10 protein-coding genes are annotated in these 16268 nt (G+C 64.1%); 6 read left to right on the forward strand and 4 right to left on the reverse strand.

The window, feature by feature from the left end; genetic code table 11:
* Positions 1–252 precede the first annotated feature (252 nt).
* The gene (locus tag ACVOLS_RS19835) at positions 253–1236 is read left to right on the forward strand and encodes a TraB/GumN family protein (RefSeq protein WP_481547063.1); all 984 of its coding nucleotides are present in this window, start codon (positions 253–255) and stop codon (positions 1234–1236) included.
* Positions 1237–1463: 227 nt separating this feature from the next.
* On the opposite strand, the gene dxs is transcribed toward ACVOLS_RS19835, so the two are convergent.
* From dxs to ACVOLS_RS19855, 4 genes are all read right to left on the reverse strand, one after another.
* A complete protein-coding gene (gene dxs / locus ACVOLS_RS19840) occupies positions 1464–3374 on the reverse strand; it encodes a 1-deoxy-D-xylulose-5-phosphate synthase (protein WP_481547055.1) in 1911 nt (636 codons plus the stop codon).
* Between the two features lie 166 nt (positions 3375–3540).
* On the reverse strand, positions 3541–4206 hold the full coding sequence (locus ACVOLS_RS19845) for an HNH endonuclease (RefSeq protein ID WP_481547056.1): 666 nt from the start codon (positions 4204–4206) through the stop codon (positions 3541–3543).
* A gap of 243 nt (positions 4207–4449) precedes the next feature.
* Positions 4450–6240, reverse strand: coding sequence for an acyl-CoA dehydrogenase C-terminal domain-containing protein (locus ACVOLS_RS19850; RefSeq protein ID WP_481547057.1), 1791 nt, complete (start codon positions 6238–6240; stop codon positions 4450–4452).
* A gap of 37 nt (positions 6241–6277) precedes the next feature.
* A complete protein-coding gene (locus tag ACVOLS_RS19855) occupies positions 6278–6754 on the reverse strand; it encodes an LEA/WHy family protein (RefSeq protein WP_481547058.1) in 477 nt (158 codons plus the stop codon).
* 185 nt (positions 6755–6939) lie between these two features.
* Between ACVOLS_RS19855 and ACVOLS_RS19860 the strand changes: the two genes are divergently transcribed.
* The 5 genes from ACVOLS_RS19860 to ACVOLS_RS19880 are packed head-to-tail and all read left to right on the forward strand — an operon-like array spanning position 6940 to position 15219.
* Positions 6940–10305 carry a TonB-dependent receptor gene (locus ACVOLS_RS19860; protein WP_481547059.1) on the forward strand — a complete coding sequence of 1122 codons (3366 nt, stop codon included), beginning with the start codon at positions 6940–6942 and terminating at the stop codon, positions 10303–10305.
* A gap of 52 nt (positions 10306–10357) precedes the next feature.
* Entirely contained in the window at positions 10358–10945 is a 588-nt protein-coding gene (locus tag ACVOLS_RS19865) for an RNA polymerase sigma factor (RefSeq protein WP_296253322.1), read from the forward strand.
* Positions 10929–11933 (forward strand): FecR family protein, encoded by a 1005-nt coding sequence (locus ACVOLS_RS19870; protein ID WP_481547060.1) that lies wholly within the window; start codon positions 10929–10931, stop codon positions 11931–11933. Before ACVOLS_RS19865 ends, ACVOLS_RS19870 begins: the two co-directional genes overlap by 17 nt.
* A gap of 14 nt (positions 11934–11947) precedes the next feature.
* The gene (locus ACVOLS_RS19875; RefSeq protein ID WP_481547061.1) at positions 11948–13759 is read left to right on the forward strand and encodes an amidohydrolase family protein; all 1812 of its coding nucleotides are present in this window, start codon (positions 11948–11950) and stop codon (positions 13757–13759) included.
* Positions 13760–13776: 17 nt separating this feature from the next.
* Entirely contained in the window at positions 13777–15219 is a 1443-nt protein-coding gene (locus ACVOLS_RS19880) for an amidohydrolase (RefSeq protein WP_481547062.1), read from the forward strand.
* The last annotated feature ends 1049 nt before the right edge of the window (positions 15220–16268 follow it).

The following is a 16268-nucleotide window of genomic DNA, read 5'->3' on the forward strand; positions in this document are numbered from 1 at the left end:
GGTGGGCTGCTCGGGGGGTGTGGATTTTTTTTTTTGTGTTGTTTGTCGCCGTGCTTAGGTCTCTGTGTGCCTGGGGGGCCCGGGGCCGCCGCTGCCGGGCGCGCCACTACATGGTTGGCTGGCAATTTATTGCACTTGAAGAACGATGTTCTAACGCATTGCTGCAACGAAATGGCTAATGTCGCCAGCCAGATCGTCCCAGGGAAGACAGGTATGTCGGTAGTGCAAAGCTTGCGTGGTTGCTGTCTGTTGATGTGCTTGTTTGCAGGATGGGTTTCAGCGCAGGAAGTGGTGGGGGCGCCCGCGGACGCGGGGGAGGCACCGATCCGCGATATGGAGGCGGTTGTCGTCCACGGCGTACAGCCCGGGCCTGGCTTGTGGCGGGTCAGCAAGGACGGGCATGTGCTTTGGATACTGGGCACGGTGTCGCCCTTGCCCAACCAGATTGATTGGCGGGCCGATGAGGTGCGAGCGGTGATCGCGCGCTCGGGGCAGGTGTTGCTGTCACCCGGTGTGGTGTTTGACGCCGACGTGGGTTTCTTCGGCAAGCTGGCGTTGGCGCCATCGGTCTGGAAGGTAATGCGTAACGAAGACGGCGCGGAGCTGGGTGATGTGCTGGCGCCGCCGCTGTATGCGCGTTGGCGTGCGGTGAAACAACGTTACCTGCCGCGCGATGGAGGGGTCGAGCGCAAGCGGCCGATGTTCGCGGCCGGTGAGTTGCAGGCGGCGGCGATGAAATCCATCGGCCTCGGTCAGAAGCCAGTGGTCTGGCCGGTGGTGGAGGCTGCCGCGAAGGCAGCGGGTATCACGCCCACCTCAACGAGCTGGAAGATCAAGATCGAGGACCCGAAGGCAGCGGTCCGCGAGTTCCGCGAGGGTGGCATGGATGATGCGGTGTGCCTCGAACGGACCGTGGACTTGGTTGAGAACGATCTGCCGACTTTGGTCGAGCGTGCGAATGCCTGGGCAATGGGCGATGTGGAGGCGTTGCGACGCTCACCGTATGAGGACGCGGGTGCGGCCTGCATGCAGGCGATCACGCAGTCGGGCTTCGTGCGCAATCGCGGTTTTGGTGATCTGAAGGCGGGTGTGCGCCAGCATTGGTTGTCGATTGCGGAGGCTGCCGTGCAGCGCAATGAAGAAACGTTTGCGATGTTGCCGGTGGATCGGTTGCTGGAAGCCGAGGGCTATCTGGCAGCGCTGCAGGCGCGTGGGTATGAGATTGAGTCGCCCTGAAGAGCAGTTCTGTGGTCTGAGTGCGGAGCTCATGCAGGGAGGGCGGGCTACGCTGTTGCTGATTTGTAGGAGCGGCGTAAGCCGCGAAGCTGAGATAGTTCGAACAACCGGTTTTCCCCTCATCAGATATTGCCTTTGCTTCGCGGCTTACGCCGCTCCCACAAAGAAAAATCCGATGCCAGGGGGCTGGCATCGGATTTCGGGAGGCTCACAAATTGGAGTCCAGCTCAGCTCGCTGCACTCAACGGTGCGGCGCTGTCCTGCAACTTCGGCCAGCGTTTCAGGATTGCTGCGCGAATGCCTGCCGCGTCAATCCCTGCTTCGGCCAACAGGTCTTCGCGGCTGGCGTGGTGCTGGTAGCTGTCGGGCAGGCCGAGGTGCAGCATCGGCATCAGCACGGCTTCGGCGTTGAGTAGTTCGGATACGCCCGAACCGGCACCGCCGGCAACCACGTTGTCTTCAACGGTGACGAAGCCGTCGTGGGTGCGTGCCAGTTCCAGCAGCATTGCCTTGTCCAGCGGCTTGATGAAACGCATGTTGACCACGCTTAGGCCCAGCTCACGGCCGACCTGCTCTGCCGCTGGCAGGGCCGCGCCGAAGGCGAGGACGGCGACGCGGCTGCCTTGCACACGCAGCTGCGCCTTGCCGATTTCCAGCGTGGACAGGTCGGTGCCAACGGCAGCGCCGGGACCGGTGCCGCGCGGGTAGCGCACTGCTGCTGGTCCCTTGTACTGCAGGCCGGTGCTCAGCATCTGCCGGCATTCGCCTTCATCGCCCGGGGCCATGACCACCATGTTCGGCACACAGCGCAGGTAGCTCAGGTCGAGGTTGCCTGCGTGGGTAGCGCCGTCCGGGCCGACAACACCGGCGCGGTCGATGGCGAACAGCACGTCCAGATCCTGGGTGGCGACGTCATGCACCAGTTGGTCGTAGGCGCGCTGCAGGAACGTGGAGTAGATGGCGACCACGGGCTTTGAGCCCTGCGTGGCCATGCCCGCAGCCAGCGTCACCGCGTGTTGCTCGGCGATGGCGACATCGAAGTAGCGCTCCGGGTACTCCTTGCTGAAACGCACCAGCCCCGAGCCTTCGCGCATCGCTGGGGTGATCGCCAGCAGCTTCGGGTCGGCTGCGGCGGCATCGCACAGCCAGTCACCAAAGATGTCGGTATAGGTCGGCTTCTTGGGCGCGCCCTTTTCCGGCAGGCCCTTGCTGGGATCGAACGGACCGACGGCGTGGTAGCCGATCTGGTCGTCTTCGGCCGGCTCGTAGCCTTTGCCCTTGGTGGTCATGATGTGCAGCAGGTGTGGGCCCTTGGCATCTTTGAGGTGCTTGAGGGTCGACACCAGCAGCGGCAGGTCATGGCCGTCGATCGGGCCGGTGTAATGGAAACCCATCTGCTCGAAGGCGGTGGATGGCACGAACATGCCCTTCCACTGTTCTTCCCAGCGCTTCACGAAGCGGGCAGGCGGACTGTGGCGCTTGTCGCCGAGGATCTTCTTGCCGCTCTCACGCAGCGCGTTGAGCGTGCGGCTGGCGGTTGCCCGGCCCAGCATCTTGGTCAGTCCACCGACGGCTTCGGAGATGGACATGTTGTTGTCGTTGAGGATGACCAGCACGTTCGGCTCGTCGTCCATGCCACCGGCGTGGGCCAGCGCTTCAAACGCCATGCCGGCGGTCATCGCACCGTCGCCGATCACCGCGATCACCTTGCGGTCATCGCCCTGGCGCTGGCGCGCGATGGCCATGCCCAGTGCGGCGGAGATCGAGGTCGAAGAATGGCCGACGCCGAAGGTGTCGAACTCGCTTTCCTCGCGCTTGGGGAACGGCGCAACGCCGTCCTTCTGCTTGACGGTGTGGATGCTGTCGCGACGACCGGTGAGGATCTTGTGCGGGTAGGTCTGGTGGCCCACGTCCCACACCAGCTGGTCGACCGGCGTGTCATACAGATAGTGCAGGGCGACGGTAAGCTCGATCACGCCAAGCCCAGCCGCGAAGTGACCGCCGCTCTTGCCCACCGATTCGATCAGGTAGGCGCGCAACTCGCCGGCAATGGCCCCCAGTTCGCTCTCGTCGAACATACGCAGGTCATCGGGAGTCTTGATGCGCGACAGGCGCGGATAGCTGGCAGAGTCGATCATGGTCTTCGCGTTTCACTCGAAACGGTATTTTCCCCGTCCGGAGAGGGTGGGGCAAGCAAAGCACACCTTCAATGAGTGCCGGATGAGGTGGTTTGGCGCCAAGCTGAAGGCCGTGTTCAGTCTGGCTGGCAGTTGCGCATGAATACGCGGGGCTGCGGTGCTGGGCTCAGAGCCCGCGCTGCAAGGCTTTGCGCGGCAGCTGCGACTTCAGGAAGGCCATCTGGTCGGCCAGGATGTTGCGGTTGGACAGGATCAGATGCTCGATCCAACTGGGCCGGTACGGCACTGCCAGCAGCGGCATGTTGGCCTGCGCCGGGGTACGGTTGCTCTTGCGCGAGTTGCAGTGGAAGCAGGCGCTGACCACGTTCTCCCAGGTGTCCTTGCCGCCTTTGGACACCGGCAGGACGTGATCGCGGGTCAGCTGCGGGCGGCTGAAGTGCTGGCCGCAGTACAGGCAGAGCTGGGCATCGCGCGCGAACAGCGCGGGATTGGTGAGGTTGGGCGTGGGGTCGATTGCGCGCGAGCGGGCGTGGCCGCGCGAGGCGATGATCGGGTGCAGGTCCATGCCGCTGCGCAGGCCGGTCAGCCGCGACATCGCGCCGTGTACGTGCAGGCAGGGATCGCCCATGGTCCAGGCGACGGCGCCGCGTGCGTACAGGCAGGCGGCATCCTGCCAGTTGATCCAGTCCAGCACGCGGCCATGCGCATCCAGCGACAGCAGTCGCACGGAGCCAAGGCGGTGCAGGGAGGGCGGAAGTGAAAACCCGTCTATCGGAGCGGAATTCCCGGCTCCGGTATCGATCAGACTACGCGGTGTAGTGTCTGTCTCCATCGGGTTAACAGCTTATACACGATGCGTGACAGTTTGTGTAAAGGCGCTGGCGGCCTGTGGTTTTGTGGGAGCGGCGTGAGCCGCGAAGCTGGGGGTGTTTCAGTTGCTTGGGAGCTAGCCCCTCTCCAACTTTTCCCTTGGCCTTGCGGCCAAAAAGGGCGGGGCGGAAGCAAGAGCTGCCCTCACCCCAACCGCTCTCCCGCAGGCGGGAGAGGGGATATGGTTCTGCTTGGGCGGTTTGGATCAGTCGCCGAAGCGGACCGAATCCATGTCCATCAGCGAATCGGCACCAGCGGCGATGCCGGCGGCGTGGCTCAGGGTGCGCGGCAGGATGCGGGCGTAGTAGAAACGCGCGGTCTCCAGCTTGGCCTGCTTGAAGGCTTCCGGGTGGCTGGAAGCCTGTGCGGCGACCACCGAGCGGGCCCACCAGTAGGCCACGGCGATGTAGCCGCTGTAGAACAGGTAATCCCAGCTGGCCGCGCCCAGTTCTTCCGGGTTGGTGGCGGCACGCTGCAGCACGTCGATGGTCAGCTTGCCCCATTCCTTGGCCTTGCCGCCCAGCACCGGCAGGAACTCGGCCACGGCCGGGTTGCTGGCATTGGCGGCGATGAACTGCTCGATCTCGGCCAGGAATAGCTTCAGGCCGGCGCCCTGCGAGGCGGCGGTCTTGCGGCCGATCAGGTCCAGCGCCTGGATGCCGGTGGTGCCTTCATACAGGGTGGTGATGCGGGCATCGCGGGCGTACTGCTCCATGCCATGCTCGGCGATGTAGCCGTGGCCGCCGAACACCTGCTGGCCGTTATAGGTCGCCTCGATGCTCCACTCGGTCAGGCAGGCCTTGACGATGGGAGTAAGGAAGCTGACCAGCGTATCGGCGTCGGCACGTGCCTGTGCATCGGCGCTGCTGTGGGCGGCATCGAGCTGGGTATAGGCGTGTGCGGCGAGCAGGCGGCCACCTTCGGTCAGTGCCTTGGTGGTCAACAGCATGCGGCGCACATCGGGCTGGGCGATGATCGGGTCGGCCGGCTTGTCCGGTTGCACGGCACCCTTGGGGGCGCGTGACTGCAGGCGCTCGCGGGCATAGGCCAATGCGCCCTGGTAGGCGCGCTCGGACTGCGCCAGACCCTGCACGCCAACACCGAGGCGGGCGGAGTTCATCATCACGAACATGGCCTGCAGGCCCTTGTGCGGCTGGCCGACGAGGTAGCCCTGGGCGCCATCGAAGTTCATCACGCAGGTGGACGAACCGTGGATGCCCATCTTGTGCTCCAGCGCGCCGCAATGCAGTTCATTGCGCTCGCCCTGCTTGCCGTCGCGGTCGACCTTGTACTTCGGCGTGACGAACAGCGAGATGCCCTTCGGGCCGGCCGGTGCGTCGGGCAGCTTGGCCAGCACCAGATGCACGATGTTGTCGCTGAGGTCGTGCTCGCCGGCGGTGATGAAGATCTTGGTGCCGGTGATCGAATAGCTGCCGTCGGCGTTCGGCTCGGCGCGGGTCTTGAGCAGGCCCAGATCGGTGCCGGCGTGCGGCTCGGTCAGACACATGGTGCCGGTCCAGTTGCCGGCCACCAGCGGCTTGAGGAAGGCTTCCTTCTGCCAGTCTTCGCCGTAGTGCTTGAGCGCTTCAACTGCGCCGTGCGACAGCATCGGAAACAGGCTCCAGGCCAGGTTGGCCGAGGACACCATTTCGCTCAATGCCATGCCCATGGTTTCCGGCATGCCTTGGCCGCCGAAGTCCGGCGATGCGGTCAGGCCGGTCCAGCCGCCTTCGACGAACTGTGCATAGGCTTCCTTGAAGCCCGGAGCGGTGGTGACTTCGTTGGTGGCCTTGTCGAGCTTGCAACCGGTCTGGTCGCCCACTGCATTGAGCGGGGCCAGCACGCTGGTGCTGAAACGGCCGGCTTCCTCCAGCACCGCGTCGATGACGTCGGCGCTGGCATCTTCGAAGCCCAACGATGCAAACAGGGACTCGGCCTTCAACACGTCGTGCAGGGCGAAACGGAGATCGGTAACAGGGGCTTTGTAGTTGCTCATCAGGCGGCTCTCGAACAATGCGGGAACGGATGGGGGATCAGCGCAGTACGCCGGGCAGGCCCGGTGCCTGGTTGAGGCTGTTGCGCGATTTGATGTCGAAACTGCGTTGCTTCTTTTCTTCCGGCGTGGCGCTGACGCTGCCTTCCAGTTCGTAGAACAGCGAGCGGCCACCGGCCAGTGCATCGGCGACGACGATGCGGGCCGAGGAGGAGGGCTGCAGGCGGACCTTGATGACGTCGGCCGATTCCGGGCCGATCGACAGCCCCGGGCTGGCGCTGAGCGTGCCGGCGGCTTCATCGCCAACCTTCACCGCCAGCGACACGCTGTCAAAGCGCATGGGCATGGAGCTGTAGTTGCGCAGGCGCAGTTCCACTTCCCAGTTGCCGTCATTGCCAACGCTCAACTGCTGGATGCTGGCCGCAGGTTCGGAGACGCGCTTCACCGGGCCATTGCCGCAGGCGGTAAGTACGAGTGCGAGTACGGCCATCAAGGCGTACTGGGGGCGAAAACGCATGGGGCGTGGTCCTCGGGTCCTGAGCTTATCTCCCAAGAATACTACGGCGTATGGCGGCCTGTTGGGTACAGGTCTGCAAGATCAGCCACTATGACGATGGGATGGCGGAACCGCCGCGGTCATGCATCGACTAGTGCAGGGGGCAGAGGTTGCCGTCATTCGCGTCATTTTCTGGGGATTCATCAATGCGTTCATTCAAGTTGTTGCCGCTCGCAAGCGCTATCCGCGGCGGTCTGGCAGTTGTGGCGCTGTGCGCCTCCGTTCCGGCGCTGGCCGCGCCACCGCAGTTCGATCTTCAAGCAGGCAGCATCGAGGAGGTATTGCCGGAATTCGCCCGCCAGGCTGGTGTGCAGATCATCGCCCCGGCGCATTCAGGCGGCGCCCAGCGCATCGAAGTGGCCGAGCTGAAGGGGCAGATGGAGCCGCGCCAGGCGCTGGCACGTCTGCTCACCGGCACCGGCTTGAGCGTGGCCTCGGACGATGGCCGCACCATTACCCTGCGCGCGGCCACGCCAATGCTGGCCTCGCTCGGTGGATTGGGTGGTCTGGCCGCAGGGCAGGCAGCAGCTCCGGCAGCGCCGCAGGAAGCCGCTGAACCCGCGCCAGCAGCGGCCAGCCCCAGCGTCAGCACGCTGGACCAGATCACAGTGGTCGGCAGCCAGATCAAGGGCGCCAAGACTGCCGCGATCCTGCCGGTGGCGACCTTGCAGGCCGAGCAGATCGAGGCAACCGGCGCTGTGTCCGGCGACGAGCTGTACCGCTCCATCCCGCAGATGGGCGATGTCTCGTTCAGTGGCACCAACGGCGGCAACAGCTCCAACTACGCCCGCGGCGACATCGCCTCGGTCAACCTGCGCGGCCTTGGCGTCGGCAATACCTTGCTGCTGATCAACGGCCGCCGCACCGTGGTCCATCCCACCAGCCAGGCCGACGGCAACCTGGTACCGGTGCTGACCTACAACGCCAATGCGGTGCCGGTGTCCAACCTGCGTCGTGTTGAAGTGCTGCTGGACGGTGCAGCCGCCATCTACGGCACCGACGCGGTGGCCGGCGTGGTCAACAACGTGCTGCGCGACGACATGGACGGCGGCACCATCAGCGTGCAGAAGGGCTTCGGTGAAGGCACCGACCTGCGCGATATCGGCGTCAACGGCATGTGGGGCAAGAACTCCGATGACCTGCGCTCCAACATCACCATCGCCTTCAATTACTACAACACCACCGGCTTGAACTCGCTGGACCAGGACTGGACCAAAAACGGTAACCGTGCGGTCGACTTCCTCGGCACGCCGTTTGAAGGCCTGGCCGGCACCGACAATCGCAACACCAACAGTCCGTGGGGCAACTTCACCGTGGTTGGTCCGCGGGTGTCGAAGAACGGCACCTGGCTGACCACCACCGCTGGTGCTTTCCATGTGCAGCCGACCAGCAATAGCGGTTGCGCCGCGACCATTGCCGATGGCCTGTGTGTGCAATCCGGTAGCAAGGCGACTTCTGGTGCCGACGCCAACCTGCGCGACAACCAGCAGGGCCAATATCCGCTGTCGATCAGTCCGGACGTGCGTCGTCTGAACCTGTTCGTCACCGGTAAGCATGATTTCGACAACGGCCTATCGTTCTTCAGCGAGGCAGGCATCTACAACTCGCGCGCCTATAGTCTGCAGAACGGCGTCAACACCATCACCGCCTTGCCGATGACGGTGGCTGCCAGCAACTACTGGAACCCGTTCGGTGCGATGTACCTGCCCGACGGCACGCTCAACCCGAACCGCCTGCAGGGATTGAACATCGGTGCCAACGGCGTGCCGGTGACCATCACCAGTTACCGCTTCGAGCGGCCAACCCGCATCGAGGTCAACAACACCCAGGTGCGTGCCTTGGCCGGCCTGCGTGGCTTCCACTACGGCTTCGACTGGGAAAGCGCTGCGCTGTACTCGGCGGCCAAGGTCAAGGACACCCAGGATGCAGTGAGCATGTCGCTGTTCCAGCAAGCCTTGGCCAATCCCACCGCATCGGCCTACAACCCGTTCTGCGGCGGCTGCAATGACTGGGACAAGCTGGACCAGTTCTTCTACAAGGCGCAGCGCCAAAGCAAGACCGAGCTGTTCCTGTGGGACTTCAAGGCCTCGCGCGCGGACCTGTTCAAGACCTGGGCCGGCGATGTCGGCATGGCCGCGGGCCTGGAAGTGCGCCACGAAACCCAGCGCGATGACCGCGATGCACGCGTCGATGGCTCGGTGACCTTCACCGATGCGATCACCAGCGTTGCCTATCCCAGCGACATGTACGGCGTCAGCCCGACCCCGGACACCTATGGCTCGCGCACAGTCGCCGGTCTGTTCGCCGAGTTCTCGGTGCCGCTGGTGTCGCCGGAAATGAACATCCCGCTGGTGCGCTCGCTGGACCTGCAGTTGGCTGGCCGCGCCGAGCGCTACAACGATTTCGGCAATGTCGCCAAGCCGAAGCTCGCGCTGGGCTGGCAGGTGTTTGACGGCCTGACCCTGCGTTCGTCCTGGGCCAAGGGCTTCCGTGCGCCCAACCTGGAGCAGATCAACGCCACGGTGGTGAGCCGTTCCAACACCCGCACCGACTACATCCAGTGCGAGGCGGACAAGCGCAGCGGTGCACAGCCGGCGTTCGCCAACTGCGGCGGCTACAGCTATTCCACCACCGCACGGCGCTCGGGCAACCCGGACCTGAAGCCGGAAACCTCGACCAATACCAGTGCCGGCCTGGTCTTCCAGCCGCGCTTCATCCCGGAAAACTACGGTCGCTTCACCTTTGCCGTCGATTACTACAAGTACGAGCAGGAGGGCATCATCGGCCTGTTCGGCGAAGGAAATGCGCTGATCCTGGACTACATGCTGCGCCAGCAGGGCGGTAGCAACTCGGCGGTGGTGCGTGCAGATGCGACCGCTGACGACATCGCCCGCTTCGCCGGCACCGGTCTGGCTGCTGCCGGCAAGGTGCTGTACGTCACCGACCAGTACGTCAACCTGGAGCCGCAGACCCTGCGTGGCGTTGACTACAACTTCAGCTGGAACTCGCCGGAAACCGCGATCGGCCGCTTCGATCTTTCGGTCACCGGTACCCACCTGATCGAGTTCTACCGGCAGCGTTCGCCGGCATTGCAGGCGCTGGAAGATGCCAAGTCCGCAGGGCTGGTGGATCCGTCGATCCGCATCACCGGTGGCGGTGACCTGATCGGCAATGGCGGCAACCCGGAATGGAAGTGGTCCGGCACGCTGACCTGGCGCTACCAGCAGCTGTCGGTGGGCGCGAGCGCGCGTTATGCCAGCTCCTACGTCGAGAACGGCCTGACCCTGGCTGATGGCACGCCGTGGACGGTGAAGTCGCAGACGCTGGCTAACGCTTTCGTGAAGTACGACTTCGCACGCGAAGGTTGGCTCAACAACGTGGCGGTCAAGGTCGGTGCCAACAACATCGCCAACAAGCGTCCGCCGATCTCCGACGATGTGTTCGGTTACCCGTCGGGTGTCTACCAGGCCAATCCGCGTTACTGGTACGTCAACGTGAGCAAGGCGTTCTGATGCCTAAAAGAGTTCCATTCCGCCATGTGGCGGGAACCGGGCAGGTGCCGCGATGAACGCGGCGCTTGCACGGGAGCGTGCCGGCTGGTTGGCCGAGCACATATTGCCTTGTGAGCCTGCCCTGCGCGACTGGCTGCGGCGGCGCCTGTCGCTGCGCCAGGACGTGGATGACGTGATCCAGGAGACCTACGCCATCCTCGCCGGGATGGCGGACGTATCGCACATCCTGCAGCCCAAGGCCTACGTGTACTCGGTCGCCCACTCGGTGGTGCTGCAGCAGTTGCGGCGCGCGCAGGTGGTTTCGATCGAGGCGGTAGCCGAGATCGACCGCGTCGCCATTGTTGGCGACGAAGTCAGCCCGGAGCGGATGGCGTCATCAAGGCAGGAACTGGCGCGCATAGGCGCCTTGATCGAAAGCCTGCCGGACAAGTGTCGGCAGGCGTTCGTGCTGCGGCGTGTGGAGGGCTACTCGCAGCGTGAGATCGCCGAACGCATGCAGATCAGCGAGAACACCGTGGAGAAACACATCTGCAAGGGAATCCGGGTATTGATGGATTCGATGAAGCGTGATGACGACGTAATGCAGAAGAGTAGTGAGCGGTTCGCCGCGGAAGGAGCAAGGCATGCGCGTCGGCGCTGATGCGAGTATTGATGATGTAGCCGCCAGTTGGGTGGCGCGCGAGGACCGCGCGCAACTCACGGTGGAGGAACGTGCGCAACGAGATGCCTGGCTGGATGCCGATACGCGCCACTTTGGCGCTTATGCCCGCGCCCATGCGGTGCTGGTGCGTACCGACCGCGCACGCGCGCTGTCGGCCGGCGAAATGGACCGTGCATTCACCGCACGCGCGCCACGACGGGCGCGGCGTGTGCTGCGCTGGGCAGTGGGCCTGGCCGCCGTGGTTGGCGTGCTCGCCATCGGCGTGCAACGTCAGGACGATGGGGCCGAGTACTTCGCCACCCGCAAGGGCGAGATCCTACGCGTACCGCTGCAGGACGGCTCGGCGATCACACTGGATTCGGACTCGCAGGTGCGGGTGCAGTTCAGTGCGACCCGCCGTGATATCCACCTGCTGCAGGGCGAGGCCTTGTTCGACGTGGCCAAGAATCCGCAACGCCCGTTCGTGGTGCGCGCGGAGGAAACCGATGTCACCGCAGTAGGCACCAGTTTCGCAGTCAGCCTCACCGAGCGCCGCAGCGGTGGCGTGGAAGTGCTGGTGCGCGAAGGCATCGTCGATGTGACCGATACCCAGGGGGCGGTCGCCCCAGCACGATTGGTAGCCAACTATCGCGCGCTGGCCAACCGCAGCCACGGCATCCGCATCGAGGCGGTGCCCACCGATGATGTGGACCAACAACTGGCCTGGCGCGAAGGCATGTTGTCCTTCAACGGCGACACCTTGTCGGTGGCGGCGGCGCAGTTCCTGCGCTATAGCGATACCCGCATCGTCATCGATGACCCGCTGGTTGGCAGTCGCCGCATCGTTGGCCTGTATTCGGCCAGTGACCCGCGCGGTTTTGCCAACAGCGTCGCCTTGAGCCTTGGCCTGGTGGTGCAGCAGCGCGGAGACGTGGTGCGGCTGAGCTCCCCTGATGCCGCCCCGCATACGGCGCGGTCCATGCAATGAATCCGGATAAAGACATGCATTACAACAGCAAGCGTGGTTTCGCCTTGGCGGTGCTCACCGCTGCATTACTGGGGGCAGGGCAGGCCAGTGTGGCCGCTACTGCCGGCGACAAGGCCGTGTTGATCCGCGACGCCATGGTCTTCGATGGCACCGGGCGCGCGCCTTATGCGGCCAGCGTGCTGGTCGAGGACGGTCGTATCGCCGCCATCGGTGCCGAGCTGACGGCCCCCAAGGGCGCACGGGTGGTCAATGCGCGTGGCCAGGCCTTGCTGCCGGGTCTGTTCGATCTGCACACGCACTGGACGCCGAACGCCACGCCGTCGGAGCTGCCGCAGGTGGCGAACCTCTACATGGCGGCCGGCGTCACCACGGTCAGCGATTTCCACGAGCCGCCGGAGGCCTATGCGCCACGCCGCGCATGGCTGGCCTCGATTGCCGCGCCCGACGTCAAGTTCGCCGCGCGCATGAGCACGCCGCTCGGCCATGGCGCGGATTGGGGTGACGAGAACACCACGCGCTGGGTGAACTCCCCCGAGGCCGCACGTGCCGGTGTGCGTGCGGTTGCCGCCTACAAACCGGACTTCATCAAAGCCTTCACCGATGGCTGGCGCTATTCCAATGCCGCCGACAACAGCAGCATGGACGAGGAAACCCTTACCGCGCTGGTCGACGAGGCCCACAAGAACGGCCTCAAGGTGTTCACCCATACGGTGATGGTCAAGCGCGGCAAGGCCGCCGCACGTGCGGGCGTGGACGTGATCGCGCACAGCGTGCAGGACGGTGCGGTTGACGACGAGTTGATCGCGTTGATGCGTGAGCACGGTACCGCCTATGCACCCTCGCTGGCGGTGTATCTGCCCGAGCGCGTCGATGGCAGCGGACGCAACAACGGCAAGCCGGATGTACTGGCCCAGCGCGAGCAGAACTTCGCCAACGCCTTGCATAACGTCAAGACGCTGCACGATGCCGGTATCCCGGTAGTGGTAGGCACCGATGCCGGCATGACCGGTACGCCGCATGGCACATCGACCCTGCGCGAACTGGAGCTGCTGGTGCAGGCTGGGCTGACCCCGAGCGAGGCGCTGTTGGCTGGTACCTCGGCCAGCGCCAAGGCGCTGGGCGTGAATGACCGCGGTAGCATCGAAGTTGGCAAGCGTGCGGATCTGTTGCTGGTAAGTGGTCGCCCGTGGGAGCGTATCGGCGACGTTCGCAATACGCAGCAGGTGTATGTTGCCGGTCGCCAGGTGCAAGGCAAGGGCGCGGTGTTGCCGGCAGGCAACAAGGCCTTGGCCTTGCCAGCGCAGCCGGTGCAGGCCCTGGTTGATGACTTCGAGCGCACTGATGGCCGTACCGCGCTGGACACGCTGCGCGTGGATGAGGCCGATGGTGGTAACGACCGCACCGCGCAGGTCACCGAGATCGTCGCACGCGAGACCGGCGGCAACGCACTGGCGACCCAGGCCAAGCTGTCCAGCAAGGACACCGCCTTCGCTGCGACGATCCTGCCGCTGAGCCGTGGTTCGGTGGCGCCGGTGGATGCGCGCGCCTATCGTGGCATCCGCTTGGAGCTGCGTGGCAGCGCACCGGAATTGCAGCTGGAAGTGCGGGCCTTGGGCAATCGCCGCTTCATTGCGCCGCTGCAGGCCGGAGCACAATGGCAGACGGTAGAGATTCCGTTCACCGCACTGCAGGGCCAGCCGCCGTATCGCGCCAAGGCACCCGTGGCGGTGTGGAAGGGCGATGACCTGCAGCAGCTGGTTGTCTCCGGCAGCGGCGAACCCGGTAGCAAGCTGTGGTTCGAGATCGACAACGTCAGTTTCTATTGATGCGTGAGGCTGGCTGGATGAAGACCCGTTATCTGCGTGCCGCTCTGCTGGCAGCGTTGCTTCCTCTTGCAGGAACCACACTTGCCGCGGACGTGATCAGTACGTTGGACAGCTACGCGCAGCGGCAGGCTGAGCTTGGGCAGCAGTTGTGGCAGCAGCCCGAGCTCGGCTATCTGGAACATGCATCATCCGCGCTGTTGCAGAAGGAGTTGCAACAGGCCGGCTTCCATATCCAGGCTAATGTTGCCGGCATGCCGACGGCCTTCGTTGCAAGTTTCCGCAACGGCGGCAAGGGCCCCGTGATCGGGCTGCTGGCAGAGATGGATGCGCTGCCCGGCATGGCACAGGCGGCGACGCCGGTGCGCAGCGTCATCGCCGGCCAGGATGCGGGTCAGGCCTGCGGCCACAATCTGTTTGGTGCGGCATCCGTGGGCGCAGCCCGCGCCTTGGCGCATTGGATGCAGCAGACCGGTACGCCCGGCGAAGTTCGCCTGTACGGAACGCCGGCGGAGGAGGGCGGCTCCGGCAAGGTCTACATGGCCAAGGCGGGGTTGTTCGATGATGTGGATGTGGTGCTGCACTGGCATCCGTCCGCCGAAAACTCCGCTGCGCAAGGCACGACACTGGCCAACATCAGCGGCAAGTTCCGTTTCCACGGACGTGCCGCCCACGCCGCCATTGCCCCAGAGCGCGGCCGCTCCGCGCTGGACGGCGTGGAAGCCTTCAATTACATGGCCAACCTGATGCGCGAGCACGTGCCCGATGGCACCCGCATCCATTACGTCATCAGCAACGGCGGCGCGGCACCCAACGTGGTGCCGGATGCCGCTGAGGCCTACTACTACGTTCGCCACACCGACCCGGCAGTCGTACGCGATGTGATCGAGCGCCTGCAGAAGGCAGCCGAAGGCGCAGCAATGGGCACGGGTACCACGGTCGAATTCGAGCCGACCGGTGGTGTGTACTCGCTGTTGCCCAATGACACGATTGGGCAGGTGATGCAGACAGCGCTGCAGCAGGTTGGCGGAGTGCAATACGATCCGGCCGAGCAGGCATTTGCGAAGAAGCTGCAGGAGAGTCTGGAAAAGCGCCCGGACCTGCAGGTGGCAACACAGCTGCAGCCCTATCGGGCAGACCAGGCCGGCAGCGCATCCACCGACGTTGGCGACGTTAGCTGGAGCGTCCCCACGGCTGGCGTCAGCACCGCAACCTGGGTGCCAGGAACCCCGGCGCACAGCTGGCAGGCAGTAGCGGCATCGGGCATGTCGATCGGTGCCAAAGGCGCGTTGAACGCGGCCAAGGTAATGGCACTGGCCGGGGTGCAACTGCTGCAGTCGCCAGAGCTGGTAGTCAAGGCCAAGCAGGAGTTCGACGAGCGTCGCGGCGCAGGCTTCCGCTATGTGCCGCTGCTGCAGCGGGAAGCACCGCCGCTGGACTATCGGCGCAAGACCAAGGACTGAGGCACGCTGTCGCGCGATTGCAATCTCGGTTCTACGCGGGCTTCACCGTTGCGTGGGCACTGTTGCGCCCGGAGTGATGTTGCTGGGTAGCCCATCGCGCCCTCGGGCGGCGACCCGATCCCCTCCGTCGGGTCGCCGTTCGTGTTCGAGTGAGTGTGGCCTCGGCTCCCCGCTTGAAATTAACGTGTGAGTGTTTAGAGGGGGCATGTGTAGCCCGCCCGGAGACATCCAAGAATGCCTGGATCAAGTTTACGGGTAGGCGACACAATGGGCAGTGCAGTAAAAAATGCAAGCTGCTCTATGGGCACCTCATATCTCTCCAAGTTTTTAGAAGAAGTCATCGTCTTCGCCCGTCGAGAAGATCGTTAGGGTGTGTGCGTTAGTTACGCGCATTCGGGCAGCTCGCGGAATGGCAGTGATAGTCGTCCGGACTTACCACAACCTCACCATTCTTGCGCATTGAAATACGTCGATACATTCCCGGAGGTGGAATTTCCCTAACGTCCGCCCCTTCAGGGAGAAGATTCCAGCTAGTCACGTCGCCGCAGATTGTCTTCCCCGCAAGGCGCTCCTCCTTAATGCCTCTCCCATCGAGAGCCTTTCTAACAGACATAGGTGGATCCGGATCCACGCCCTTGAAGTGTTTGCAAACAATTTCGCCCATTTTTACGTCGTAAGGCCCCATCGAGCTTTCTGGAGGATGACACGATGCTAGCAATCCCAAGAGAGTCACCACCCAGATGCGTCGCATTGTCGATCTCTCCGTTGGTCCAGCGCTTGATTGAATGACCGATCCGCATCTGAACTACCCAATCCACCGTCACGGAGGCGATCTATGCATTCCATTTGCACTTTGTAAGCTTTGCATTCCAGCTCGTTCTGAAATGATACTGCAACAGGATCGTCAGCGTTCCATTCTTTCGGGAATGGCGCAGCGCCTGGAGTTCCCAGGATTTAGTGGACACCTGACCGAGGGTGGCGATGCGCTGCCTCGAACTCGTCAGGACTGACCCCGCCTAGATGGCTGTGGCGGCGTGTTGGATTGTAAA

The sequence above is a fragment of the Stenotrophomonas sp. STEN038 genome, assembly GCF_056759895.1.